Origin of the sequence: Bradyrhizobium sp. Rc2d (genome assembly GCF_900099855.1) — a bacterium.
GTDB lineage: Bacteria > Pseudomonadota > Alphaproteobacteria > Rhizobiales > Xanthobacteraceae > Bradyrhizobium.
In genome coordinates this window covers 21572-41883 of the sequence record NZ_FNCU01000027.1, presented here as the reverse complement: position 1 = coordinate 41883, position 20312 = coordinate 21572, and the positions used below count along the sequence as shown (strand labels likewise).

The following is a 20312-nucleotide window of genomic DNA, read 5'->3' as shown; positions in this document are numbered from 1 at the left end:
GGGCCGGCTCGGCTCAGTGCGACATCAGCGTCGGAACCGTCATGGCCTCCAGCATGGCGCGGGTGACGCCGCCGAGAAAACGCTCCTGCAACCGCGAATGGCCGTAGCCGCCCATTACCAGGAGATCGAGGCTCTCATCCGCCGCCAGAGACAGGATCGTGGGCTGGATGTCGGCGCGCGTGGCCGACAGGCCGACCGTGCGGGTCGAGAGCCCGCGTCGGCCGAGATGTCTTGCCAGATTGGTCGCTGAAGCTTCGCCGCAGGCTACATCGGCTTCGTTGATCGTGATGATCACGATTGCCTCGGCGCGGGCCAGGAACGGGGCTGCGTCGCGCATTGCGCGGGCAGCGAGGGGGCTGCCGTCCCAGCAGATGCCGATCCGGTTCGCCTTGAAGGTCCCGCGGAAGGTGTACGGCAGGAACAGCACCGGGCCGCCCGCCTGGAACAGGATCTCGCCAGGCATGTCGTTGTCGAACGAGCCTTGCGTCGGATCGGGCTGGAGCACGATGCTGAGGTCGTGCAGTCGCGCCATCTCGCCGAGCGTGCCAGCTCCGTCCATCGGGATCGCGCCGAGCGGGTGGCAGGCGTAGGAGATGCCCGCGTTCACCGCTTCGCTCCTGAATATTGCGAGCGCGGCCTCGGCCCGCTCCATCGCGCGCTCGCGTTCCAGCTCGAATACGGCCGCCACGGCGGCGCCACCCTCCATGACGGAAGCCGCACTGGTTGCGATATAGCCGACCGCGACTGCGTCGAGATGGGCGTTGAGGTGTGCCGCGAGCGAGATCGAGCCATCGATCGCGGGACGTATCGGACGCTCGGTCGGGATGTGGACGAGAATGTCTTTGTACATGGCGCGCCTCCGATGAACATCATCCGGTGACGCAGTTTTTCACTGCACGAAGGACCTGCGTTGAGCTGCATCAAATGTGCAGCGACGAACTTGCCGCGGTGCCCGGTCCCAATCCTTTGCCAAGATTTAATCGCCTGGACGGGACGCCGTAAGGTGGCAACGCCCATGTTACGCGCAAGGCGACACCTGCTCAACATGGACATTTCGACATGAACGATCGCGTCAATTCCGACACCCCCACGTCCCGCAAGATCTTGAGGCCGCGCAGGCTCGCGCTGCTCGGCACCGCAGCCGCGCTTGGCGCGGCCGTGCTGGCGGCTGCTCCCGGTGCTTCGCCATTCGGCCTGACCTCCTTCGTCGCGCCGGCCCAGGCCGCGGAAACGGCTGCGACCCCGCCGGGCTTTGGCGATCTCGTGGCCAAGGTCAAACCCGCCGTCATCTCGGTGCGGGTCAGAATCGACCAGGACAGCGACAAGAGCGCGATGCTGCAACATAATCGGATGGATTCGGACGAAGACTCGCCGTTCGACCAGTTCTCGCGGCAGTTCGGCTTCCGCTTCCCGGATGGTGGCATGAACGGCATGCCGCGTCAGCGCCACCAGATGATCACGGGTGAAGGCTCGGGCTTCTTCATCTCCGCCGACGGCTATGCCGTGACCAACAACCACGTCGTCGATCACGCCGAGTCCGTGCAGGTGACCATGGATGACGGCACGACCTACACAGCGAAGGTCGTCGGCACCGATCCGAAAACCGATCTCGCGCTGATCAAGATCGACGGCAAAAAGGATTTTCCGTTCGTCAAATTCTCCGACCAGAAGCCGCGCATCGGCGATTGGGTGGTCGCGGTCGGCAATCCCTTCGGGCTCGGCGGCACCGTCACCGCCGGCATCGTCTCGGCCAGCGGCCGTGACATCGGCAATGGTCCTTATGACGATTTCATCCAGATCGACGCGCCGATCAACAAAGGCAATTCCGGCGGTCCCGCTTTCGACATGAACGGCAACGTGATCGGCGTGAACACCGCGATCTTCTCGCCCTCCGGCGGTTCGGTCGGCATCGGCTTCGACATTCCGGCCACGACCGCAAAACTGGTGGTGGCGCAGTTGAAGGACAAGGGCGTGGTCACCCGCGGCTGGCTCGGCGTGCAGGTGCAGCCGGTGACGTCGGATATTGCCGACAGCCTCGGCCTGAAGCAGGCGCGCGGCGCGATCGTCGACAATCCGCAACCCGACAGCCCGGCGGCGAAGGCCGGCATCGAGGCGGGCGACGTCATCACCGCCGTCAACGGCACGGCGGTCAAGGATTCCCGCGATCTCGCCCGCACCATCGCCACCCTGGCGCCCGGCAGCTCAGTCAAGCTCGACGTCTTCCACAACGGCGAGAGCAAGACGGTGACGCTGGCGCTCGGCGAACTGCCGAACGAACGGCAGGCTCAGGGCAAGGCTTATGACGGCAAGGTGCAGCCGGGCGCCGGCACGCCGCGCCTCGGGCTCGGTCTGGCTCCGGCCGGCGATGTGCAGGGCGCCGGCCAGAAGGGTGTCGTCGTCACCGAGGTTGATCCGGAAGGGCCGGCCGCGCAGCGCGGCATCAAGACCGGTGACGTCATCCTCAATGTCGGCGGCAAGGCTGTCAGCAATGTCGGCGAGGTGCGCTCTGAGCTGGCGCAGGCCAAATCGTCAGGCAAGCGCAGCGTGCTGTTGCAGATCAGAAGCGCGGATGCCATCCGGTTCGTCGCGGTGCCACTCGCGTAAGGCGAACCTCGATCGGTACAATTCAAAAAGGCGGCCCCTCGGGCCGCCTTTCGCATTCGCCACCCAAGATTCCCACAAGTCGCCGATAACATTCTCGTTAACGGCAGGGAGGGTGACCCGGTTCGTCCGAAAAAGCCGTGTTCGGCCATCACACTTTCTGGTCGGGCATCTGCTCGGCGGCAACGCAGCCGCGGAGTGGGCTCGCGAGCGTGGAACCTTCGAACCTCCGGCCGCTTTGTGGAACTGGCCGCTGGTTCACATTGATCGGTGCCGACATGGATCGATTGAAGCTCTCGCTGATGAGTACGCTGCTCGTGGCGTTGTTCGTGCTGCCGGCTGGAAACGCCTTCGGGCGCGACGATGGCCGCTATGCGAACTCGCCCCTGAAGCCATGGTTCGACAGTCTGCGCAGCCACCTCGGTCCGTGCTGCTCGGATGCGGATGGCTTTGCTGTCTCCGATCCCGATTGGGAATCGCACAACGGGCACTATCGTGTTCGGTTGGACGGGCAATGGGTCGAGGTGCCGGATGAAGCCGTGATCACCGAGCCGAACCGCACCGGCCGCACCATGGTGTGGCCGGTGAAGACTGCGTTCGGGATTTCGATCCGCTGCTTCATGCCGGGCAGCATGATCTGATTGAGGTCAGCGCGATCGCTTGCTGGATTTGCGCTTCGACGATTTCTTGGAAGATTTCCTGGACGCCTTCTTCTTGGACGTCTTCCGCTTGGAGGCCTTCTTCGGGACCTTCTTGCCCTTCTTGCGGGCCTTCGACAGCCCGATCGCGATCGCCTGCTTGCGGCTCTTCACGCGTCCGCCGCGACCGCCACGTCCGCTCTTCGCGGTACCTTTCTTGTAGCGCCGCATCTCGCTTTCGACATCGCTGCCGGAGCTGCGTGAGTAGCGGCGCTTCTTTGCCTTGCGTGCCATGCCTGTTCTCCCTTGGCGGAGGGAGAACCATTCGACACTGGCATGGTTCCGACAGCACGCCTGCAATGTTCCGGGCGGTGAAGGCAGCTCAGAACGAATTCGCCAGCTCGATCTCCGCCTCCAGCACCTGAATGCGCCGCGCAGCCTCGGCAGAGGACAGATCTCGCGCATATTGTGCCGGCTGATAGGCCTCTTCGCTCAGCCGCTTCAATCTCAATCCCTGCGCCCGTGTCATCTGCTCGCCAAGGAAAACCCTGGCGTCGTATTTGGCCTGGATCTGCATGTCGCTCCTCCGTCCTTGAAATCTGGCTTGACTATATGTTCTTATTTTGTTCTAACAAGCCATGGACAACAGAATTAATGAAATTCGGCGTAAAATCAGCGCTTTGAGGCTGGAAATGGTCGATGTCGAGGCGTCTGTGCGCGCTCTCGTCAACGGCGATTGCGACTGCAGCGAACAAGCTCTGGCGCAGATCAATCTGCGCCGGAAGATCAACCTGCTCATCGACGAATGGAAGTCGGCCGGGGGCGGCGATGTCCTGCCCGACGTCCGCGACCGGATGCGTCTTCGCTCCTTGAAGAATGTCGACAAGCCGGCGCGCGTGTTGGCCCGTCGCTGAGACATTGGGGGCCGCGCGGTGGAGGAAGACCCGGACAACTACCGGATCCTGAAATTGCGCGCCGAGATTCTCGAACTGGGCTCCGCCATCCGGCAATTGCAGCGCGAGGGCCTCGACGACGCTGCGACCCAACTCCTGATCGCGCGCAAGCGGGCGCAGCTCGAGCATCTCGTTAAGACGAATTCCGCGGCAAGCTGTCTCAACATCACTGACATCCGACGCAGCTAAGGCGTGCGCGCAAGCGACATGCTGGAGATTGTCGATGCCATCGGACGCCGAACTGGCCGCCTTGCTGCGGGCAGTGCTGAACGAGGTCTGCGTCAACGTTCCCTCATCCGACGTGGTGACCCGCCGCCGCATTGCCGCGAAACTGCGCGAGGCCTTGCGCGCCGATCGCTATTCCCTGGAGGAGTTGAAGCAGGACGGTCGCGATGCGCTGGTCGGCGTGCCGACGATGTGGCGCTAGAGCATGATCCGGACCCGAAGAGCCGGGTTAGCGCAAAGTGTGCAGCGGTTTTCCGATAAGATAATGCTCAAACAATAACCTAAAGCGCAATGACGATTCATCCAAATCTCATCGCGCTTTGGAGCGCGACGGGGACAGGATGAATCGTCGTCGTCCTCGAGTGAAGAGCCCCGCGCTGAACGCGGGACTCTCACCTTATGGGCAGAGCTCACTTGGTGTTGCTCATGCCGCCCTTGTTCGTCATCGTGCCGCCCTGGTCGGAGCCGGGGCCAGAGCCGCCCTGACCGGAGGGATCGGCACCCTTGGAGGACTTGGTATTCGCGCCCGTGGTCTGCGACGATGACATCGAGGATCCATGTTTGGCCTTGTGCGACTTCGCCTGCGCGGCGAACGGCGCGGCGGCGAGGCCCGTTGCCAACATTGCGGTGAGGACGAGCTTGACTGTCTTCATATGGGGGAACTCCCTGGGTTAAATTGACGCAGGCGGCCAACGGCCGTTCCTCGCAGGAGTTCCCAACAAAGCTTCTCCACGCGTCGCGCACGCTTCAAGATTGCTTGTTCTCTTCGAGGATGAACACGATGCCAGTGAGCGTCGCGCCGATCGCGAAGGTCGTCACCAGCGTGAGAGCGAAGACAATAGCGGCTTGGCTTCCGCCATGGCTCAGCAGGTTGGCGACGGCTGGATTGGTCAGAATGAGTGCGAGGCTGAAGGCGAGGCCGAGGGCTGCCCCCATCATCGCATGTGTCATCAGCTTGATAAGGCCGGTGGGAGAGATCAGGTTCGACGACTTTTTCGCGCGCATGGAACTATGTCCCGATCTGGCAGGCAAACGCGCGCGATCGTCATTGGTTCCATCAGGATGAAGGAATTGTCATCGCCAGCTTCATCCGACGTTCATGCCCGGCTTGCGAAGATGAGCGGCATCAACACGGGAATATCGATATGGGCAAGGTAGTCTTTCTGTACCGCTCGCTGGCCTATCGCAACGCGGCCGCGGACATCCTGCGCAAGGCGCGTAAGCTCCCGCGTGGCGCGGAACGAAGCGCGGCTCGCCGCTATGCGAAGGCGCTACGCGATCTCGCTCGAACGGAGGCTTGGCTCGAAGGACGCGTCGCGCGCGATCCACGGACGGAGCAGCGCATGACGAGCGCGGCGTCCGGCTAGAGCTTCCGTTCCGATTGCGGTAGCTCTCGATTCTTCGCTTGACGCGTTTTCTTGACGCGAACCGGTCACCACTTCGCTGGAGAACGCTCTAACCGGATGCGCGCTGCAATTCGGCCGCGGCGGCGGCATCGAATTTGCCGGGTGCCGTCGTCGCCACCGGCTTGCGTGTCAACGGCACCTGCAGGCGGCACAACAAGCCCTCGGCGCGCCAATCGAATTGCGCCTGTCCGCCAAGCTGGGACTCGATGCTTGCAAGCAGACTCCGCGTGCCGAAGCCGCGGGATTTCGGCGTCCTGACCAGCGGGCCGCCGGATTCCTCCCAGGTCAGTGTGAGGCGGTCGTCCTCGGTCTGCCAACCGATCATGAGCCGACCGGATCGCGTCGACAGTGCGCCATACTTGGCCGAATTGGTGAAGAGCTCGTGCAGCGCCAGCGCCAGCGTCTGGGCGGTCGCCGGCAGCAACTGAACCTCGGGCCCGGCAAGCTTGATCTGGCCGCCTAGCGAATAGGGCGCAAGCTCCTCGTCGATCAGCTTGGAGAGTTCGGCGCCCTGCCAGCTCGACAGCGACAGGATGGTGTGGACGCGCGCGAGCGCATTGATGCGCCCCTCGACGGCATTGACATAGGCCTTGACCTCGTCGGCGCGGGTGAGGCGCACGATCGATTGCGCCAGCGCCAGCGCATTCTTGGCGCGATGATCGACTTCCCGCGCGAGGAGATTCTGCCGCTCCTCGGCACGCTTGCGTTCGGTGATGTCGACGGTGACGCCGCTGACACGAACCACGCGACCACTCTCGTCGACCGTTGCCGCCGCGGTGCCGACGCACCAGCGCACATCACCGTCGGGCCGCACGATGCGGAATTCCGTTTCGTAGGCGCGCGCGCCCTTGTTGAACTCGGCGATCGCCTTGCGCAACTGATCGACATCATCGGGATGCAACAGCGCCTGAACGTTGGCCGGGTTGACCTCGAAGCTCTCCGGGCTGACCCCAAAGATGCGATACTGCCCCTCGTCCCACATCCAGTCGCCGGTGATCCAGTCCCAATCCCAGGAGCCCATCTTGCCGGCGGCGATCGCCATGCTGCGCCGCTGCTCGCTTTCGCGAAGCTTGGCGGTGGAGTTTTCCAGCTCGGCGGTGCGTGCGCGGACGCGGTCCTCGAGCTCCTGGTTCAGTCGTTCGAGCTCGCGGGTCTTGCGATAGAGTTCGGAGAACACCTTGATCTTGGCGCGCAGCACCTCCGGCACGACGGGCACCGGAACGTAGTCGACTGCGCCCATCTCGTAGCCGCGCAACCGGTCGATATCGCTCACCTGAATGGCCGAGATGAAGATCATTGCGGTCTTCTGGAAGCGCGGATGCTCGCGGATCATCGCGGCGAGCTCGAAGCCGTCGAGCTCGGGCATGCAGACGTCGACCAGGATGACCGCGATCTCGGTCTTGAGCAGAACCTCCAGCGCTTCGCGTCCAGACGAGGCGATCACGAGGTTCTCGCCGAGATCCTTCAGGATCACCTCATAGGCCAGCAGCTTGGCTGGCTGGTCGTCGACGAGCAGGATGTTGACCTTCTCTTGGTCCATTCGCGGATCCAACTCAGCGGTGCAGCCACATGCGGATCGCAAGCAGCAATTGATCGGTGTTGACGGGTTTGGCGAGGTAGTCGGACGCGCCGGCTTCCAGGCATTTTTCACGGTCGCCCTTCATCGCCTTGGCGGTCAGCGCGATGATCGGTAGCCGCGCGAAGGCCGGGTTCTCGCGGATCACACCCATGGTCTGATAGCCATCCATCTGCGGCATCATGATGTCCATCAGCACGATGGCGATTTCCGGATTGGATTCGACCAGCGCGACCGCCTCGCTGCCGGTCGTGGCCGTCAGCACCTTCATGCCGCGCCGTTCCAGCACGCTCGACAGCGCGAAGATGTTCCGGGCGTCGTCATCGACGAGCAGGGCCGTCTTGCCGATCAGGTCCTCGTCGGAACTGTTCAGCTTCTCCAGCATGCGCTGCTTCTCGACCGGTAGTTCCGTGATGACACGGTGCAGGAACAGCGCGGTCTCGTCGAGCAGGCGCTCCGGCGATTCCACCCCCTTGACCACGATGCTGCGCGCCATGGTGTGGAGTTCCGCATCCTCTTCCGCCGAAAGCTCGCGGCCGGTGAACACCACGACCGGGACGTTCGACAGCGCCTCGTCGTTGCGGATCTCGTCGAGCACCTCGAAGCCGCTCATGTCGGGCAGCCGCAGGTCGAGCACCACGCAATCGCACGGGGATTGACGCAGTGTCGAGAGCGCGCCGGCACCGGTATCCGTCGTCACGATCTCGATGTCGTCGTGATGCAGCAGCTCGCGGATCGAGAGTTGCTCGGCCTCGTTGTCCTCGACGATCAGGAGTCGCTTGCGCCGCGGCCGCGCATATTCCTTGATCTGCGTCAGCGCGGCGGAGACGCCTTCCGTCGTCGTCGGCTTGTTGACGAAGGAGAACGCACCGCGCGCCAACGCGTGCTGGCGGTCCTCGTCGAGCGTGATGATCTGCACGGGAATATGGCGGGTCAGAGGATTGTGCTTGAGTTGGCTCAGCACGGTCCAGCCCAGCATGTCCGGCAGGAACACATCGAGAGAGACGGCCATCGGCTGGTACTGCTTGGCGAGCTCCAGCGCTTCGGCGCCGCGGGCCGCAACCAGGACCTTGAAGCCCTTGTCGCGGGCAAGATCGACGAGCACGCGCGCATAGTGCGGATCGTCTTCCACAATGAGGAGGATGGTGTCGCCGGGCTCGAGGTTGAGCCGGTCGTCGGGAAGCTGCTCGATGACGCGCTGCTGGTCGGGCGCGGCCGGCTGCAGCGCCGGCGGTTGGCTGTACTGGTGTGGCGCAGGCGCCGCGCGCGGTGCGAGCGTCGGGCCGGAATATTTCAACGGCAGGTAAAGCGTGAACGACGAGCCCTTGCCCGGCGAGCTGCGCAGGTGGATTTCGCCGCCGAGCAGGCTTGCGAGCTCGCGGCTGATCGCAAGCCCGAGGCCCGTGCCGCCATATTTGCGGCTGGTGCCGGCATCCGCCTGCTGGAACGCTTCGAAGATCAGTTTCTGCTTCTCCAGGGGAATGCCGATGCCGGTATCGGTCACTTCGAACGCGATCACGGCCGGCGCGGAGTTCAGTACCGGGTGATCGGTCCCCCAGCCGCCGACCGCGCCGGCGACCTTCAGCCGCACCTCGCCTTCGGCGGTGAACTTGAAGGCGTTGGAGAGCAGGTTCTTCAGCACCTGTTGCAGGCGCTTGGAGTCGGTGACGATGCTGCGCGGAAGGTTCGGATCGATGTCGATCTTGAACGACAGATTGCGGTTGTCCGCCTCGTGCCGGAACGGCCGGCCGACGGTCTCGAGCAGGTTCGCGGTCAGGATTTCCTCGGCGTCGACCGTCACCGTGCCGGACTCGATCTTGGAGAGATCGAGAATGTCGCTGATGAGATTGAGCAGGTCGGTGCCGGCACCGTGGATGGTGCGGGCGAATTCGACCTGCTTGGCCGAGAGGTTGCCGTCCGGATTGTCGGTGAGCTGCTGTCCGAGGATCAGGATCGAATTCAGCGGCGTGCGCAGCTCGTGGCTCATATTGGCGAGGAATTCGGACTTGTATTTCGAGGTCAGTGCGAGCTCGGTGGCCTTTTCCTCCAGCGCACGGCGGGCCTGCTCGATTTCCTGGTTCTTGCGCTCGACCTCGACGTTGCGCTCGGCGAGCTGCTGCGCCTTCTGTTCGAGCTGGTCGTTGGTCTGCTGCAATTCGCGCTGCTGGGTCTGGAGCTCGCCGGCGAGCTGCTGCGACTGCTTGAGCAGGCCTTCGGTTTGCATCGTCGCTTCGATCGAGTTGAGCACGATGCCGATGGAGTCGGTGAGCTGCTCCAGGAACGTCATCTGCGACGTCGTGAACGATATCAGCGAAGCAAGTTCGATCACGGCCTTGACCTGGCCCTCGAACAGCACCGGCAGCACCACGAGGTTCTTCGGTGCGACGCGGAGCAGTGCCGAGTTGATCGGCACCACGTCGGATGGAATGTCGGCGACCAGGCGCGGCCGCTTGTCGAGGGCGCACTGGCCGATCAGGCCTTCGCCGAACTGAAGCACGCGCTGATAGGGATAGATGCCGTCGCTGGCGTAGGACGCCAGCAGCAGGAGCTGGGAATTGTCCTCGTTCTCGACCTGGTAGATCACGCCGGTATGCGCGTTCACCAGCGGCGACAGTTCGGTGAGCAGCAGCCGCCCGACGGTCGTAAGATCGCGCTGGCCCTGGAGCATGTTGGTGAATTTCGCGAGGTTGGTCTTCAGCCAGTCCTGCTCCGTGTTCACGTCCGTCGTCAGACGGAGATTCGTGATCATCGTGTTGATGTTGTCTTTCAGCTCCGAGACCTCGCCGCGGGCATCGACCTGGATCGACCGCGTCAGGTCGCCTTTGGTCACGGCGGTCGCGACTTCCGCGATCGCACGCACCTGCGAGGTCAGGTTGGCCGCCAGCAGATTGACGTTGCCGGTGAGGTCCTTCCAGGTGCCGGCGGCGCCGGGCACATTGGCCTGGCCGCCGAGGCGGCCCTCGACGCCGACCTCGCGCGCCACCGACGTCACCTGATCGGCGAAGGTCGCGAGCGTCTCGGTCATGTTGTTAATGGTATCGGCGAGGGCCGCGACCTCGCCGCGCGATTTCATCGTCAGGTTCTGCTTGAGGTCGCCGTTGGCGACCGCAGTCACGACCTTGACGATGCCGCGGACCTGCTCGGTCAGGTTCGCGGCCATGAGGTTCACGGTATCGGTGAGGTCCTTCCAGGTGCCGGCAACGCCGGGCACCTGCGCCTGTCCGCCGAGCTTGCCTTCGGTGCCGACTTCGCGCGCCACGCGCGTGACTTCGCCGGCGAAGGCGTTGAGCTGGTCCACCATGGTGTTGATGGTGTTCTTCAGCTCGAGGATTTCGCCCTTCACGTCGACGGTGATCTTGCGCGAGAGGTCGCCGCGCGCGACCGCCGTGGTGACCTCGGCGATGTTGCGGACCTGCGTGGTGAGGTTCGCGGCGAGCAGGTTGACGTTGTCGGTGAGGTCCTTCCAGGTGCCGCCGACGCCGGGCACGACGGCCTGGCCGCCGAGCCGGCCCTCGGTGCCGACCTCGCGCGCCACGCGCGTGACTTCGGCGGCGAAGGAGCGGAGCTGCTCGACCATGGTGTTCAGCGTGTCCTTCAAGAGAAGGATTTCGCCGCGCACGTCCACCGTGATCTTCTTCGAGAGGTCGCCGCCGGCGATCGCGGTCGCCACCTCGGCGATGTTGCGGACCTGGGCCGTCAGGTTGGAGGCCATGAAGTTGACGTTGTCGGTGAGGTCTTTCCAAGTGCCGGCGACGCCAGGCACTTCGGCCTGACCGCCGAGCTTGCCTTCGGTGCCGACCTCGCGGGCGACGCGCGTGACTTCGCCGGCAAAGCCATTGAGCTGGTCCACCATGGTGTTGATGGTGTTCTTCAGCTCGAGGATTTCGCCCTTCACGTCCACCGTGATCTTGCGGGACAAGTCGCCACGCGCGACGGCGGTGGTGACTTCGGCGATGTTGCGGACCTGGGCGGTGAGGTTGCCCGCCATCGAGTTCACGCTGTCGGTGAGATCCTTCCAGGTGCCGGCGACGCCGGGCACGTTGGCTTGACCACCGAGGCGGCCTTCGGTGCCGACCTCGCGCGCAACGCGCGTCACCTCGCCCGCGAAGCGGTTGAGCTGGTCGACCATCGTGTTCAGGGTGTCCTTGAGCTGGAGGATCTCGCCGCGTACGTCCACGGTGATCTTGCGCGAGAGGTCGCCTCCGGCGATCGCGGTCGCGACTTCGGCGATGTTGCGAACCTGGGCGGTCAAATTGCCCGCCATCGAGTTCACCGAATCGGTCAGATCCTTCCAGGTGCCGGCGACGCCGGGCACGCCGGCCTGGCCGCCGAGCTTGCCGTCGGTGCCGACCTCGCGCGCCACGCGCGTCACCTCGCCGGCGAAGGCATTGAGCTGGTCCACCATGGTATTGAGCGTTTCCTTCAACTGAAGGATTTCGCCCGATACGTTCACCGTGATCTTCTTCGACAAATCGCCCTTCGCCACCGCGGTCGCGACCTCGGCGATGTTGCGGACCTGTCCGGTCAGGTTCGAGGCCATCGAATTGACGCTGTCGGTGAGGTCCTTCCAGGTGCCGCCGACGCCGCGCACGACGGCCTGGCCGCCCAGCTTGCCTTCGGTGCCGACCTCGCGCGCGACGCGCGTGACTTCACCGGCGAAGGCGTTGAGCTGGTCCACCATGGTGTTGATGGTGTCCTTCAGCTCCAGAATCTCGCCGCGCACGTCCACGGTGATCTTCTTCGACAGGTCGCCGCCGGCGACCGCCGTCGTCACCTCCGCGATGTTGCGAACCTGCGCGGTCAGGTTCGAGGCCATCGAGTTGACGCTCTCGGTGAGATCCTTCCAGGTGCCGGCGACGCCGAGCACGTTGGCCTGACCGCCGAGCCGCCCCTCGGTGCCGACTTCGCGGGCGACGCGCGTCACTTCGCCGGCGAAGGCGTTGAGCTGGTCGACCATGGTGTTGAGCGTCTCCTTCAGCTGAAGGATCTCGCCCGAGACGTTGACGGTGATCTTCTTCGACAGGTCGCCGCTCGCGATCGCAGTGGCGACGTCGGCGATGTTGCGGACCTGCGCGGTCAGGTTCGACGCCATGAAGTTGACGTTGTCGGTGAGGTCCTTCCAGGTGCCGGCGACGCCGGGCACCTGGGCCTGGCCGCCGAGCTTGCCTTCGGTGCCGACCTCGCGCGCCACGCGCGTCACTTCCGAAGCGAACGAGTTGAGCTGGTCCACCATGGTGTTGATGGTGTCCTTCAGCTCCAGAATCTCGCCGCGCACGTCCACGGTGATCTTGCGCGAGAGGTCGCCGCGCGCCACGGCGGTGGTCACGTTGGCGATGTTGCGCACCTGTGCGGTCAGGTTGCCGCACATCGCGTTGACGCTGTCGGTGAGGTCCTTCCAGGTGCCCGCGACGCCGGGCACGATCGCCTGGCCGCCGAGCTTGCCGTCGGTACCGACCTCGCGCGCCACGCGCGTCACTTCGGAGGCGAAGGAGCGGAGCTGGTCGACCATCGTGTTGATGGCTTCCTTGAGCTGGAGGATCTCGCCGCGGACGTCGACGGTGATCTTCTTCGACAGGTCGCCATTGGCGACCGCGATCGTCACCTCGGCGATGTTGCGAACCTGGTTGGTCAGGTTGTTCGCCATCGAGTTGACGCTCTCGGTGAGGTCCTTCCAGACGCCGGTCACCTCAGGCACCTGGGCCTGGCCGCCGAGTTTGCCTTCGGTGCCGACCTCGCGCGCCACGCGCGTCACCTCGGAGGTGAACACGCCGAGCTGCTTGATCATGGTGTTGACGATGGTCGCCGATTGCAAAAACTCGCCGCGCAGGGGGCGGCCGTCGACGTCGAGCTTGACGGTCTGGAGCAGGTCGCCTTGCGCCACCGCCGCGACTGCACGCGTCACTTCGCGGGTCGGCCACAACAAGTCGTCGATCAGCGTGTTGACGGACCCTTCCATGTCGGCCCAGGAGCCCGAGGCGAGGCCGAACTTCACGCGCTGGCGAGTCTTGCCCTCGCGGCCCACCACCTGGCCGACCAGCTCGAGCTGCTGCGCCATGCGCTGGTTGGCCGCGATGATTTCGTTAAAAGTGTCGGCGATCTTGCCGTCGATGCCGAGATAGTCGCCACTCATCCGCACGGAGAAATCGCCGCTCCGCATCGCCTGCAAGGCAAGCAGCAATTCGGCCCGGGAATCCTGCTCCGACGTACCGTTGGGTTTTGGCTTTGGGACGCGACGACCGGAGCGTGATGCAGTGCCGGGATCGAGGTCGCTCATACTGATTCCCCCGCAGGCGTCGGCCGAATCCCAGGCAAGACGCGTTTCGTCAAAATAGAGCGTCAGCCAAATTCGAAATCAAGCACCAAGGTTGCGGCGCAGGGAAATGGAACCTGCTTTGCTCAGCCCGATTGTACTAACCGCAAATAATCGGACTGGTTCCACGCAATTTCCAAAGAATTTGGCCTCGGCGGCCCCCATTGGTCGGCGCCTCGCGGGCCACTCCTTGCGGAACGCAGCGGCAGCCGGTTAGCCCGCAAAGAGCAGGGAGAGTGCAGATGAAAGCTGGATTGGCTGCGATAGTCGTCATGTTGCTTGCCGGACCAGCTTTCGCACAAGGCGGGGCGCCCAGTGGCCGGGGGGCCGTGACCGGCGATCCCGCCGCGAGCTCAGCCACGCCCCGCGCGGATCCGTCCACCACGGGAACGGCGACCCGATCGAACCCGAGCGGCAGCGGCACCTCGACCTCGGGCGGCAAGGATGACAATGGCGATGCAGGCCGGGACAGAATGCCTGAGAGCGACCGGACCGTGCGGCCGCAGAGTCAGCAGCATCATCCGAATGACAAGTAAAGGCTACTTGTCCGCCATGGTGCGCTCGGCAGCCTTGACCTGCGCACGCAGCATCGGGAGCTGCTCGCGCGCGAACGCTGCAAGCGCAGCATTGTCGGGCGCCTTCAGGTAGCGTTCAAGCAGGTTGATGGCCGCTTCATATTCGGGAATCTGCGAGGCATAGAAGCTTCTGACGTAAGTCGGTCCGTCCGAAGTTTCGGGTTCGATGAGGCTCGCGCTTGCCGACGTCGCCTTGCTGACGCGCGGCTCCGCACCGATCGTCTCTTGAATTCGTTTCAGCGCCTTGTCGCGCTTGGCCGCTTCTTCGGCCCGCAGCGCGGCGAGATTCTTGACCTCCGTGTTGCCCTTCAGGTCGGTGCTCTCCAGCAGACCCTGTTGGAAGCGACTGAAGGCGTAGAGGCCGCCGATGACGTCGGTTGCGCTCGGCATGCGGTCGCCAAGGTTTCGCTCGCCAGTACTGTCGGCAGGCGCCGCAGTGCTGATGAACACCAGGACTATGGCGACGAGAACTCGCATCGATATCAATGGCGGATGACGTGCGAAGTTCCCTGAACGTTACGATCCGGTAAGGGCATTGCGACCCGAGAGTTCCGTCCCCACGTCTTCCGCATGAAACAGTCTGACATTTTCAGAGATAACGCCGACAACTGTCTTCAGCTCGCCGAGCGCGCGGAAGGGAAACCCGCTTACAGGCGCTATTCGCGCATGGCGGACGCCTGGACGGCGCTTGCGACGGAACAGGATTGGCTCGATGGAGAAATCCCGCCCGTGACGATCCATATCCCTCAAAAACAGGACAGATAGTCGTCCTCGTGAGGCCGTGTGTGAGACCGCGCACGGAATGCAAGAGACCAATCCAGGATCATCCGTGAACAGTCGATCGCGTTGATTTTCGATTCCAGAAGGAGGTTTCGCAATGACTCCACGTCTGGCTCTTCTTTCCCTGATTCTCGCTTTTGGCGTTTCGGTCGCCTTCGCGACGGTAACGACGGTGCGGCAGGTGCATCTGGAAAATGCATCGGCTGCGGTCCACGCGGCACACAGCTAGCGTCGGGGTGCTCTCGTCCGGAACAATCGACGTGCCCGCGCGTAACCGCTGCGAAACATCAAGAGAGGCGAGAGCAGATCATGGCCCATTCCGATCACGGCATCGTCAAGGACAAGCGGGCGGAGGAGCAGCCGCGTGACAAGCGGCGTGCGCAGTCCGTGCACAAGACGGATCCCAAAGGTTCGCCGTCGCGGGAGGCGACACGCGATCCCAAGCTGAACGATGATAGTAAGACGCCAGGCTCCGGCGTGATGCCGGACGGTTCGAGCGACGCTACGGGTTAGCGCTTACAAGGAACGAATCCCCGCGCGAAGAGTCGACGGATTGCTTCCGGTTGTCATGCCCCCGGTGCGCCGGAAGCAATCTCCAAGGACGGCCCTGGCACCCCCCGTGCCGGGGTCGTTTGTTTGTGGAGCGTCCTATGGGTTAGTTCTCGGTCCCGCCGTCGGGATCGCCCTGAGTATGTCCGTCAGGTCCGCGGCCAAATACGCCGAAGCTGCTCGACTTCACGCCGGCTGCCGCATCGACGCCCACTGCGGCCAGCCCGAACTTGAGCAGTTCGCGGACAGCTGCCGCCCGTGTCGGCATGCGATGTTTGAACCGGAAATCATCGATGGCGGCCAATTCTTCCGGCGAGAGCATAACCTGAAGGCGCTCGGCGCGAAGGTCATTCATGGTCGAACACGCAAATTGAGCAAGTTGAGTATTTTACTCAATCGACGAATTTGGCGGGAGTTCCACAAGAGTCGAAATAATCACCAAATGAGTAAGAATAGCAAGTAAAATCAATAAGTTAATATTGAAACCAGTCGTGCGCTGGCGCATTTCCCCTGCGAAGGGAGAGAGGCGATGACAGACGACGTCAAGTTGCCCCGCAAGCTTTCCGAAGAGGCAGAAGCATCGAAGCCAGTGCGCCCCAGCCATCAGAAGGTGATCGAGGAGGTGGAGCGCTGGGTGAACAGCCCAGGCCTGCGGCCACCAAGGACGGAAAATGCGAAGACGCTCTGAGCCACACACATTTGAGCAACGTCTCGAGGCGCAGAGGGTGCGGCTCGAGCACGAGATGGCGAGGCTGCCGGACGGGCAGCAACGCGATTGCGTTGTTGCGCGTCTCGAACAGCTCCAGACTGCCGCCGAGATGTACGATTTCCTGATGCTACGGCAAGAAACTCCAACCCCTCGCTGATCGCGCCCCGCGTTCGGGCTGCGGGCGGCCCGAGGTGGCGCGAAGCTTGCGCCTCAGCCACCACGCCGACACGGACACCATGGCCCAGGCCAGGATGGCGGCGGCGAATGCCCCGGTGATGCTCGCCGACACCACGACGTAGAAGACCGCTGCGAATGCTGCGAGGCCAATACTTCCGAGGCCGGCGCCCGCCGCGTCCAACGCTGCGGCCTGCCGCCCGCGTCTTCGCCCGCTGAGGCCGGCTTTTTCCTTGGCGCGGCGTTCATGGCGTTCGATCAGCGTCGCGCTGGCACAGAGGATGGCGGGAAGCGCGAGAAAGAGTCCGCCGATGGCAACGCCAAAATGGCTGCCGATCAGGCCTGCCGCTACCGTCGCGAGGCCGCCCAGCACGAAGCGCACCGCGTATTCATACCAATGCGTTTGCTTCAGCGCGGATGATGACAGCTTAACCAGCATCAGGCGGCGCCTCCGAACCCGGCAAGCAAGCCGAAGGCGACCACGAGCCAAACCGCAAATGCGAGGATGGTGGCCGGCAGCGTGGCGAGACGAAATCTCATCAGGAGGTGGCAGACGGCGAGGCTGTAGCAGCCGAGGGCGACCGCGCCGTAGATCATGGTCCAGCTATCGGCCGCGGCATATTGCGGGCCGTGCTGAACGACGGCGATGCCAAGCGTGGCGAGTGCGACCGACGGCGCCGCACCGAGAAGCCCGGCAAAGCTCTTCGGCCGCAGCATGTCGCCAACGATCGCGAACACGGAGACGATCAGCCCGCCGGCGACGAAGCGCACGAGATATTCCGTCATGGCCGTACCCGCGAGGCTGGAGGCCGCTGCTGCCGTGACTTTGCCAGCGTGAACGGCCTGAATAATCGCTCGACGACGACGCCAAGGGTGAAGCCCGCCACCACGTCGCTGGCCCAATGTGCAAGCACCACGACGCGCGTCAACGACAAGACCACGGCAAGGCAGCGCACCAAGCGGCGCGGGACCGGCGGCAACAGGCCGGCGGCCGAGGCGAGGGCGCCCATGTGCACGGCGTGACCTGAGGGAAACGCATCGCGCGGGCGCCCCGAATAGGGAATCCCGCGCCGGTGGCCGCTAACCGTCAGCCGGTCCGGCCTCGTCTGATCGAAGAGGGATTTCAGAGCATGCGGCAGCACGGCCGTCGCCAGCGATACCATCAGGACGTGATCGGCGATGCGACGCTTCTGCGGTTGCTGCAGTCGGGTGTAGAGCCATCCCGCCGCGGCGAGCGCGACGAGCACGTGCTCGTCGGCACCCCAGGTCAATGTCTGGGCGACATGCTCGAGCCCCGAAGTGGTGTTGTGCGCGATCTCGTTCGCGATCGCCGCGTCGATCCGGGTGGGTTTGATTGCTACAAGCGCCATCGGTCCGCCGGCGAGATGTCCTCCATGTCAGTTTTGTAAAACTCGGAGACAAAGAATGTTCCTGTTTCAATCGCGTGGTATCAGCCGGCCGCGCCGCGACTATGGCTGTCCGGCTCCGCCGGCGGAGCCATACACTTGCCCGGTCGCATAGCTTGCATCAGCCGCGGCAAGCTGCACGTAGATCGAGGCCAGCTCGACCGGTTGGCCGGGGCGACCGAGCGGTGTCATGCCGCCGAACTTTTCCAGCTTCTCCATCGTGGCGCCGCCGGAGACCTGGAGCGGCGTCCAGATCGGTCCGGGCGCGACGCCATTGACGCGGATGCCCTTGGAGGCGAGCTGCTTGGCCAGCGACTTCACATAGTTCATCGTCGCCGCCTTGGTCTGCGCATAATCATAGAGATCCGGCGAGGGATCGTAAGCCTGCTCGGAGGTCGTGCCGATGATGCAGGACCCCGGCTTGAGATGCGGCAGCGCTGCCTTGATGATCCAGAACGGCGCGTAGACGTTCGTCTTCATGGTGGCGTCGAAATCCTCCGACGAGACGTCGAGGATGGAGGCGCGCGTCTGCTGCCGCGCTGCGTTGTTGACGATGATGTCGAGCCCACCGAGGCCTTGCGCGGCCTGCTCGACCAGCTGCTTGCAGAAGGCCTCGTCGTTGAGGTCGCCGGGGATCGCGAGTCCGGTGCGCCCTTCTTTCCTGATCAGCGCGATCACTTCCTGCGCATCGGGCTCTTCCGCCGGAAGATAGTTGATGGCGACATCGGCGCCTTCGCGCGCATAGGCGATCGCGGCGGCGCGGCCCATGCCGGAATCGCCGCCGGTGATCAATGCCTTGCGGCCGGCGAGCCGGCCGGAGCCCTTGTAGCTGGTCTCGCCATGATCCGGCCGCGGCTCCATCTTGCCGGCAAGGCCCGGCCAGGGCTGCGCCTGCTTCTTGAACGGCGGCTTCGGATAGCGGCTGACGGGATTGATCAGGTCGTGCTCGGCCATGGACGTATCTCCTTCCGCCGTCGAGGAGGCCAGCGAAGCCGCCGCGAGCGTTGCGCTCGCGGCGTGACGACCCGGCGGGATACCGAGGTCTTGTCTTGCTGCGCCATGAGGATCTCCGCGATTCTGTGATCCAACGCGCGGAGAAGGGCATCGTTGCTGAGACGAGGAGGACGCCGGCAGAGTCGGCGTCCCCGGTCGAGACCTACTTGGACTGACCGACGCTCGGCGCCTTACCGAGCTCCTTGGCCATGTCGAGATGGTGCTTGAGCGCCGGCAGCGTCTTGCCGGCCCAATCCTTCAGCGCGGCATTATCGCCGCCCTTGGCATAGCGGTCGAACAGTGAGACGGCGTCCTGATGGGCGCTGACCTGGTAGGAATTGTAGTCCGAGCTGAAGTCCTTGCCGGTCGCACTCTTGAGCTTGTCGAGCTTGCTTTGGTGCGAGCTGTCGAGCGCCGTCGGCAGCGTCGCCTGCACCTTGCCGTTGCCGACCAGTCCCTTCAGCTCGCCGCTGGTCTTGGTGTGATCGGACACCATCTGCTGGGCGAAGGATTTCTCCTGCGCATTGCCCTTCTGCTCGGCGAGCTTGCTCGACTCGATCTCGAACATGTCGCTGATGGCGACCTCCTTGACGAAGTCGGCGGTCGTTGGCGCGACGCCGAGCGCCGAATTGACGCCGGTCTTCTCGCCCAGCGATTGGGCCAATGCGGGGCCTGCCAGAAGCACACAAGCAACAGCGACGATGGTTCGCTTCATGGTCCGATCCCTCCAATTGGTCGCGGCCACTTGCCGCGCCATGTTGCGCCGATCAACACGCCGCAAGGACCGAGGTTCCTAACGGACTAGTCCGTGGGATTGCGGCCCGTGCGCGGATTGATGGGATCGGTCGGCTTGCGTCGAAGCCGCTCGGGCAGAAACGACTCGGCCGGCGCGGCGGTGGCGTCGGCGCGCACGTCGGCATGACGCTGTGCCCGCTCATGCGGCGTCCGGTTGTCGTTGAAACGCCACTTCACGTCGACGCCGTCGACGGGGTCGTTGACGCCGTGCTGGATGTCGCGGAAGTCACTCATGGTTCACCTCATTGCTTTCCGGGCAGAATCGATTCGAGCACCTGCCGCGCAGCTCCCTTGATCATCCCGCTCTCGTTCGGATCGCCCTTCATCAGGGCGAGCGAGAAGTTCTTCGCCTGCTGCAAGGTGATGTGCGGCGGCAGCGGCGGCACCTCGGGATCGGTTTTCACTTCCAGCACGACAGGCATATCGCTCGCCAGCGCCGCCATCTCCTCGTGCCGCGCCTGCACGAAATTCATCCTGCCTTCGGCCCGGTTCATTGCGCCGAACACGCCGTTGATGCCATCTCCGGGATAACCGAAGATGTGACGCACGCCCCATTGATGCAGGCGCTGAACGATGAAGTCGGAGACGGTCTGAGACATTGCGCGTGGCTCTCTCGGTTGGG

The 20312-nt window shown here is 63.9% G+C and carries 27 protein-coding genes; 11 read left to right on the top strand and 16 right to left on the bottom strand.

All coding sequences use genetic code 11. From position 1 onward, the window contains the following. Nucleotides 1-13: 13 nt before the first annotated feature. Entirely contained in the window at nucleotides 14-850 is an 837-nt protein-coding gene (locus tag BLV07_RS28280) for a universal stress protein (RefSeq protein ID WP_091892509.1), read from the bottom strand. A 209-nt stretch (nucleotides 851-1059) separates the two neighbouring features. Between BLV07_RS28280 and BLV07_RS28275 the strand changes: the two genes are divergently transcribed. Both BLV07_RS28275 and BLV07_RS28270 read left to right on the top strand, forming a co-directional pair. Beyond that, nucleotides 1060-2604, top strand: a complete 1545-nt coding sequence (locus tag BLV07_RS28275) for a Do family serine endopeptidase (RefSeq protein ID WP_091892507.1) — start codon at nucleotides 1060-1062, stop codon at nucleotides 2602-2604. Nucleotides 2605-2879: 275 nt separating this feature from the next. Continuing rightward, a complete protein-coding gene (locus tag BLV07_RS28270; RefSeq protein WP_091892505.1) occupies nucleotides 2880-3242 on the top strand; it encodes a hypothetical protein in 363 nt (120 codons plus the stop codon). 6 nt (nucleotides 3243-3248) lie between these two features. On the opposite strand, the gene BLV07_RS28265 is transcribed toward BLV07_RS28270, so the two are convergent. Further along, nucleotides 3249-3533, bottom strand: coding sequence for a DUF6496 domain-containing protein (locus tag BLV07_RS28265; protein WP_091892503.1), 285 nt, complete (start codon nucleotides 3531-3533; stop codon nucleotides 3249-3251). 88 nt (nucleotides 3534-3621) lie between these two features. Then, complete coding sequence (locus BLV07_RS28260; protein ID WP_091892500.1) at nucleotides 3622-3816, bottom strand: DUF3072 domain-containing protein; 195 nt, start codon at nucleotides 3814-3816, stop codon at nucleotides 3622-3624. A 115-nt stretch (nucleotides 3817-3931) separates the two neighbouring features. Here BLV07_RS28260 and BLV07_RS28255 point away from each other — a divergent pair, with 115 nt between their 5' ends. The 3 genes from BLV07_RS28255 to BLV07_RS28245 are packed head-to-tail and all read left to right on the top strand — an operon-like array spanning nucleotide 3932 to nucleotide 4619. Next, a complete protein-coding gene (locus tag BLV07_RS28255) occupies nucleotides 3932-4153 on the top strand; it encodes a hypothetical protein (protein WP_091892498.1) in 222 nt (73 codons plus the stop codon). A gap of 18 nt (nucleotides 4154-4171) precedes the next feature. Beyond that, nucleotides 4172-4381: a hypothetical protein gene (locus BLV07_RS28250; RefSeq protein WP_091892496.1), complete on the top strand. Its 210-nt coding sequence runs from the start codon at nucleotides 4172-4174 to the stop codon at nucleotides 4379-4381. 34 nt (nucleotides 4382-4415) lie between these two features. Continuing rightward, complete coding sequence (locus tag BLV07_RS28245) at nucleotides 4416-4619, top strand: hypothetical protein (protein ID WP_091892494.1); 204 nt, start codon at nucleotides 4416-4418, stop codon at nucleotides 4617-4619. A gap of 208 nt (nucleotides 4620-4827) precedes the next feature. Here the strand turns inward: BLV07_RS28245 and BLV07_RS28240 are convergent, their stop codons facing one another. Next, complete coding sequence (locus BLV07_RS28240) at nucleotides 4828-5070, bottom strand: hypothetical protein (protein ID WP_091892492.1); 243 nt, start codon at nucleotides 5068-5070, stop codon at nucleotides 4828-4830. A gap of 94 nt (nucleotides 5071-5164) precedes the next feature. Next, nucleotides 5165-5422, bottom strand: a complete 258-nt coding sequence (locus BLV07_RS28235; protein ID WP_091892489.1) for a hypothetical protein — start codon at nucleotides 5420-5422, stop codon at nucleotides 5165-5167. Between the two features lie 140 nt (nucleotides 5423-5562). Between BLV07_RS28235 and BLV07_RS28230 the strand changes: the two genes are divergently transcribed. Next, a complete protein-coding gene (locus BLV07_RS28230) occupies nucleotides 5563-5784 on the top strand; it encodes a hypothetical protein (protein WP_091892487.1) in 222 nt (73 codons plus the stop codon). Nucleotides 5785-5872: 88 nt separating this feature from the next. Here the strand turns inward: BLV07_RS28230 and BLV07_RS28225 are convergent, their stop codons facing one another. Both BLV07_RS28225 and BLV07_RS28220 read right to left on the bottom strand, forming a co-directional pair. After that, complete coding sequence (locus BLV07_RS28225) at nucleotides 5873-7363, bottom strand: HWE histidine kinase domain-containing protein (protein WP_091892485.1); 1491 nt, start codon at nucleotides 7361-7363, stop codon at nucleotides 5873-5875. 13 nt (nucleotides 7364-7376) lie between these two features. After that, the gene (locus tag BLV07_RS28220; protein ID WP_091892483.1) at nucleotides 7377-13673 is read right to left on the bottom strand and encodes a HAMP domain-containing protein; all 6297 of its coding nucleotides are present in this window, start codon (nucleotides 13671-13673) and stop codon (nucleotides 7377-7379) included. Nucleotides 13674-13951: 278 nt separating this feature from the next. Between BLV07_RS28220 and BLV07_RS47810 the strand changes: the two genes are divergently transcribed. Further along, nucleotides 13952-14245, top strand: a complete 294-nt coding sequence (locus BLV07_RS47810) for a hypothetical protein (RefSeq protein WP_176945810.1) — start codon at nucleotides 13952-13954, stop codon at nucleotides 14243-14245. Nucleotides 14246-14248: 3 nt separating this feature from the next. Here the strand turns inward: BLV07_RS47810 and BLV07_RS28210 are convergent, their stop codons facing one another. Further along, nucleotides 14249-14761, bottom strand: coding sequence for a DUF4142 domain-containing protein (locus BLV07_RS28210; protein ID WP_091892478.1), 513 nt, complete (start codon nucleotides 14759-14761; stop codon nucleotides 14249-14251). A gap of 93 nt (nucleotides 14762-14854) precedes the next feature. Here BLV07_RS28210 and BLV07_RS28205 point away from each other — a divergent pair, with 93 nt between their 5' ends. The 3 genes from BLV07_RS28205 to BLV07_RS28200 all read left to right on the top strand — a co-directional run bounded on the left by BLV07_RS28205 (nucleotide 14855) and on the right by BLV07_RS28200 (nucleotide 15577). Further along, on the top strand, nucleotides 14855-15049 hold the full coding sequence (locus BLV07_RS28205) for a hypothetical protein (protein ID WP_091892476.1): 195 nt from the start codon (nucleotides 14855-14857) through the stop codon (nucleotides 15047-15049). Between the two features lie 112 nt (nucleotides 15050-15161). Then, on the top strand, nucleotides 15162-15293 hold the full coding sequence (locus tag BLV07_RS49780) for a hypothetical protein (protein WP_283806538.1): 132 nt from the start codon (nucleotides 15162-15164) through the stop codon (nucleotides 15291-15293). 80 nt (nucleotides 15294-15373) lie between these two features. After that, complete coding sequence (locus tag BLV07_RS28200; RefSeq protein WP_091892474.1) at nucleotides 15374-15577, top strand: hypothetical protein; 204 nt, start codon at nucleotides 15374-15376, stop codon at nucleotides 15575-15577. A 142-nt stretch (nucleotides 15578-15719) separates the two neighbouring features. Here the strand turns inward: BLV07_RS28200 and BLV07_RS28195 are convergent, their stop codons facing one another. After that, the gene (locus tag BLV07_RS28195) at nucleotides 15720-15968 is read right to left on the bottom strand and encodes a hypothetical protein (protein WP_091892472.1); all 249 of its coding nucleotides are present in this window, start codon (nucleotides 15966-15968) and stop codon (nucleotides 15720-15722) included. Between the two features lie 174 nt (nucleotides 15969-16142). Here BLV07_RS28195 and BLV07_RS47805 point away from each other — a divergent pair, with 174 nt between their 5' ends. Continuing rightward, on the top strand, nucleotides 16143-16301 hold the full coding sequence (locus tag BLV07_RS47805; RefSeq protein WP_176945809.1) for a hypothetical protein: 159 nt from the start codon (nucleotides 16143-16145) through the stop codon (nucleotides 16299-16301). A gap of 148 nt (nucleotides 16302-16449) precedes the next feature. Here BLV07_RS47805 and BLV07_RS28185 read toward each other — a convergent pair whose 3' ends face one another. From BLV07_RS28185 to BLV07_RS49015, 7 genes are all read right to left on the bottom strand, one after another. Then, a complete protein-coding gene (locus tag BLV07_RS28185; protein WP_091892468.1) occupies nucleotides 16450-16935 on the bottom strand; it encodes a hypothetical protein in 486 nt (161 codons plus the stop codon). Next, nucleotides 16935-17282, bottom strand: coding sequence for a DUF3147 family protein (locus BLV07_RS28180; protein WP_091892467.1), 348 nt, complete (start codon nucleotides 17280-17282; stop codon nucleotides 16935-16937). Before BLV07_RS28180 ends, BLV07_RS28185 begins: the two co-directional genes overlap by 1 nt. Next, nucleotides 17279-17866, bottom strand: coding sequence for a phosphatase PAP2 family protein (locus BLV07_RS28175; protein ID WP_091892465.1), 588 nt, complete (start codon nucleotides 17864-17866; stop codon nucleotides 17279-17281). The genes BLV07_RS28180 and BLV07_RS28175 overlap by 4 nt, the downstream gene beginning before the upstream one ends. Before the next feature lie 99 nt (nucleotides 17867-17965). Beyond that, a complete protein-coding gene (locus BLV07_RS28170) occupies nucleotides 17966-18856 on the bottom strand; it encodes an SDR family oxidoreductase (protein ID WP_091892463.1) in 891 nt (296 codons plus the stop codon). A 202-nt stretch (nucleotides 18857-19058) separates the two neighbouring features. Next, complete coding sequence (locus tag BLV07_RS28165; RefSeq protein WP_091892461.1) at nucleotides 19059-19610, bottom strand: DUF4142 domain-containing protein; 552 nt, start codon at nucleotides 19608-19610, stop codon at nucleotides 19059-19061. Between the two features lie 86 nt (nucleotides 19611-19696). Further along, a complete protein-coding gene (locus BLV07_RS28160; protein WP_091892459.1) occupies nucleotides 19697-19924 on the bottom strand; it encodes a hypothetical protein in 228 nt (75 codons plus the stop codon). 8 nt (nucleotides 19925-19932) lie between these two features. Beyond that, nucleotides 19933-20289 carry a thiamine pyrophosphate-binding protein gene (locus tag BLV07_RS49015; protein ID WP_143035506.1) on the bottom strand — a complete coding sequence of 119 codons (357 nt, stop codon included), beginning with the start codon at nucleotides 20287-20289 and terminating at the stop codon, nucleotides 19933-19935. Between the last annotated feature and the right edge of the window lie 23 nt (nucleotides 20290-20312).

Bases quoted from the DNA above. Each gene is read 5' to 3' on its own strand.
- BLV07_RS47810 (WP_176945810.1), top strand. From the start codon at position 13,952: ATGAAAGCTGGATTGGCTGCGATAGTCGTCATGTTGCTTGCCGGACCA.
- BLV07_RS28280 (WP_091892509.1), bottom strand. From the start codon at position 850: ATGTACAAAGACATTCTCGTCCACATCCCGACCGAGCGTCCGATACGT.
- BLV07_RS28165 (WP_091892461.1), bottom strand. From the start codon at position 19,610: ATGAAGCGAACCATCGTCGCTGTTGCTTGTGTGCTTCTGGCAGGCCCC.
- BLV07_RS28225 (WP_091892485.1), bottom strand. From the start codon at position 7,363: ATGGACCAAGAGAAGGTCAACATCCTGCTCGTCGACGACCAGCCAGCC.
- BLV07_RS28260 (WP_091892500.1), bottom strand. From the start codon at position 3,816: ATGCAGATCCAGGCCAAATACGACGCCAGGGTTTTCCTTGGCGAGCAG.
- BLV07_RS28200 (WP_091892474.1), top strand. From the start codon at position 15,374: ATGGCCCATTCCGATCACGGCATCGTCAAGGACAAGCGGGCGGAGGAG.
- BLV07_RS28220 (WP_091892483.1), bottom strand. From the start codon at position 13,673: ATGAGCGACCTCGATCCCGGCACTGCATCACGCTCCGGTCGTCGCGTC.
- BLV07_RS28265 (WP_091892503.1), bottom strand. From the start codon at position 3,533: ATGGCACGCAAGGCAAAGAAGCGCCGCTACTCACGCAGCTCCGGCAGC.
- BLV07_RS28175 (WP_091892465.1), bottom strand. From the start codon at position 17,866: ATGGCGCTTGTAGCAATCAAACCCACCCGGATCGACGCGGCGATCGCG.
- BLV07_RS49780 (WP_283806538.1), top strand. From the start codon at position 15,162: ATGACTCCACGTCTGGCTCTTCTTTCCCTGATTCTCGCTTTTGGCGTT.
- BLV07_RS28235 (WP_091892489.1), bottom strand. From the start codon at position 5,422: ATGCGCGCGAAAAAGTCGTCGAACCTGATCTCTCCCACCGGCCTTATC.
- BLV07_RS28245 (WP_091892494.1), top strand. From the start codon at position 4,416: ATGCCATCGGACGCCGAACTGGCCGCCTTGCTGCGGGCAGTGCTGAAC.
- BLV07_RS28210 (WP_091892478.1), bottom strand. From the start codon at position 14,761: ATGCGAGTTCTCGTCGCCATAGTCCTGGTGTTCATCAGCACTGCGGCG.
- BLV07_RS47805 (WP_176945809.1), top strand. From the start codon at position 16,143: ATGACAGACGACGTCAAGTTGCCCCGCAAGCTTTCCGAAGAGGCAGAA.
- BLV07_RS28255 (WP_091892498.1), top strand. From the start codon at position 3,932: ATGGTCGATGTCGAGGCGTCTGTGCGCGCTCTCGTCAACGGCGATTGC.
- BLV07_RS28270 (WP_091892505.1), top strand. From the start codon at position 2,880: ATGGATCGATTGAAGCTCTCGCTGATGAGTACGCTGCTCGTGGCGTTG.
- BLV07_RS49015 (WP_143035506.1), bottom strand. From the start codon at position 20,289: ATGTCTCAGACCGTCTCCGACTTCATCGTTCAGCGCCTGCATCAATGG.
- BLV07_RS28205 (WP_091892476.1), top strand. From the start codon at position 14,855: ATGAAACAGTCTGACATTTTCAGAGATAACGCCGACAACTGTCTTCAG.
- BLV07_RS28180 (WP_091892467.1), bottom strand. From the start codon at position 17,282: ATGACGGAATATCTCGTGCGCTTCGTCGCCGGCGGGCTGATCGTCTCC.
- BLV07_RS28275 (WP_091892507.1), top strand. From the start codon at position 1,060: ATGAACGATCGCGTCAATTCCGACACCCCCACGTCCCGCAAGATCTTG.
- BLV07_RS28195 (WP_091892472.1), bottom strand. From the start codon at position 15,968: ATGAATGACCTTCGCGCCGAGCGCCTTCAGGTTATGCTCTCGCCGGAA.
- BLV07_RS28185 (WP_091892468.1), bottom strand. From the start codon at position 16,935: ATGCTGGTTAAGCTGTCATCATCCGCGCTGAAGCAAACGCATTGGTAT.
- BLV07_RS28230 (WP_091892487.1), top strand. From the start codon at position 5,563: ATGGGCAAGGTAGTCTTTCTGTACCGCTCGCTGGCCTATCGCAACGCG.
- BLV07_RS28170 (WP_091892463.1), bottom strand. From the start codon at position 18,856: ATGGCCGAGCACGACCTGATCAATCCCGTCAGCCGCTATCCGAAGCCG.
- BLV07_RS28240 (WP_091892492.1), bottom strand. From the start codon at position 5,070: ATGAAGACAGTCAAGCTCGTCCTCACCGCAATGTTGGCAACGGGCCTC.
- BLV07_RS28160 (WP_091892459.1), bottom strand. From the start codon at position 19,924: ATGAGTGACTTCCGCGACATCCAGCACGGCGTCAACGACCCCGTCGAC.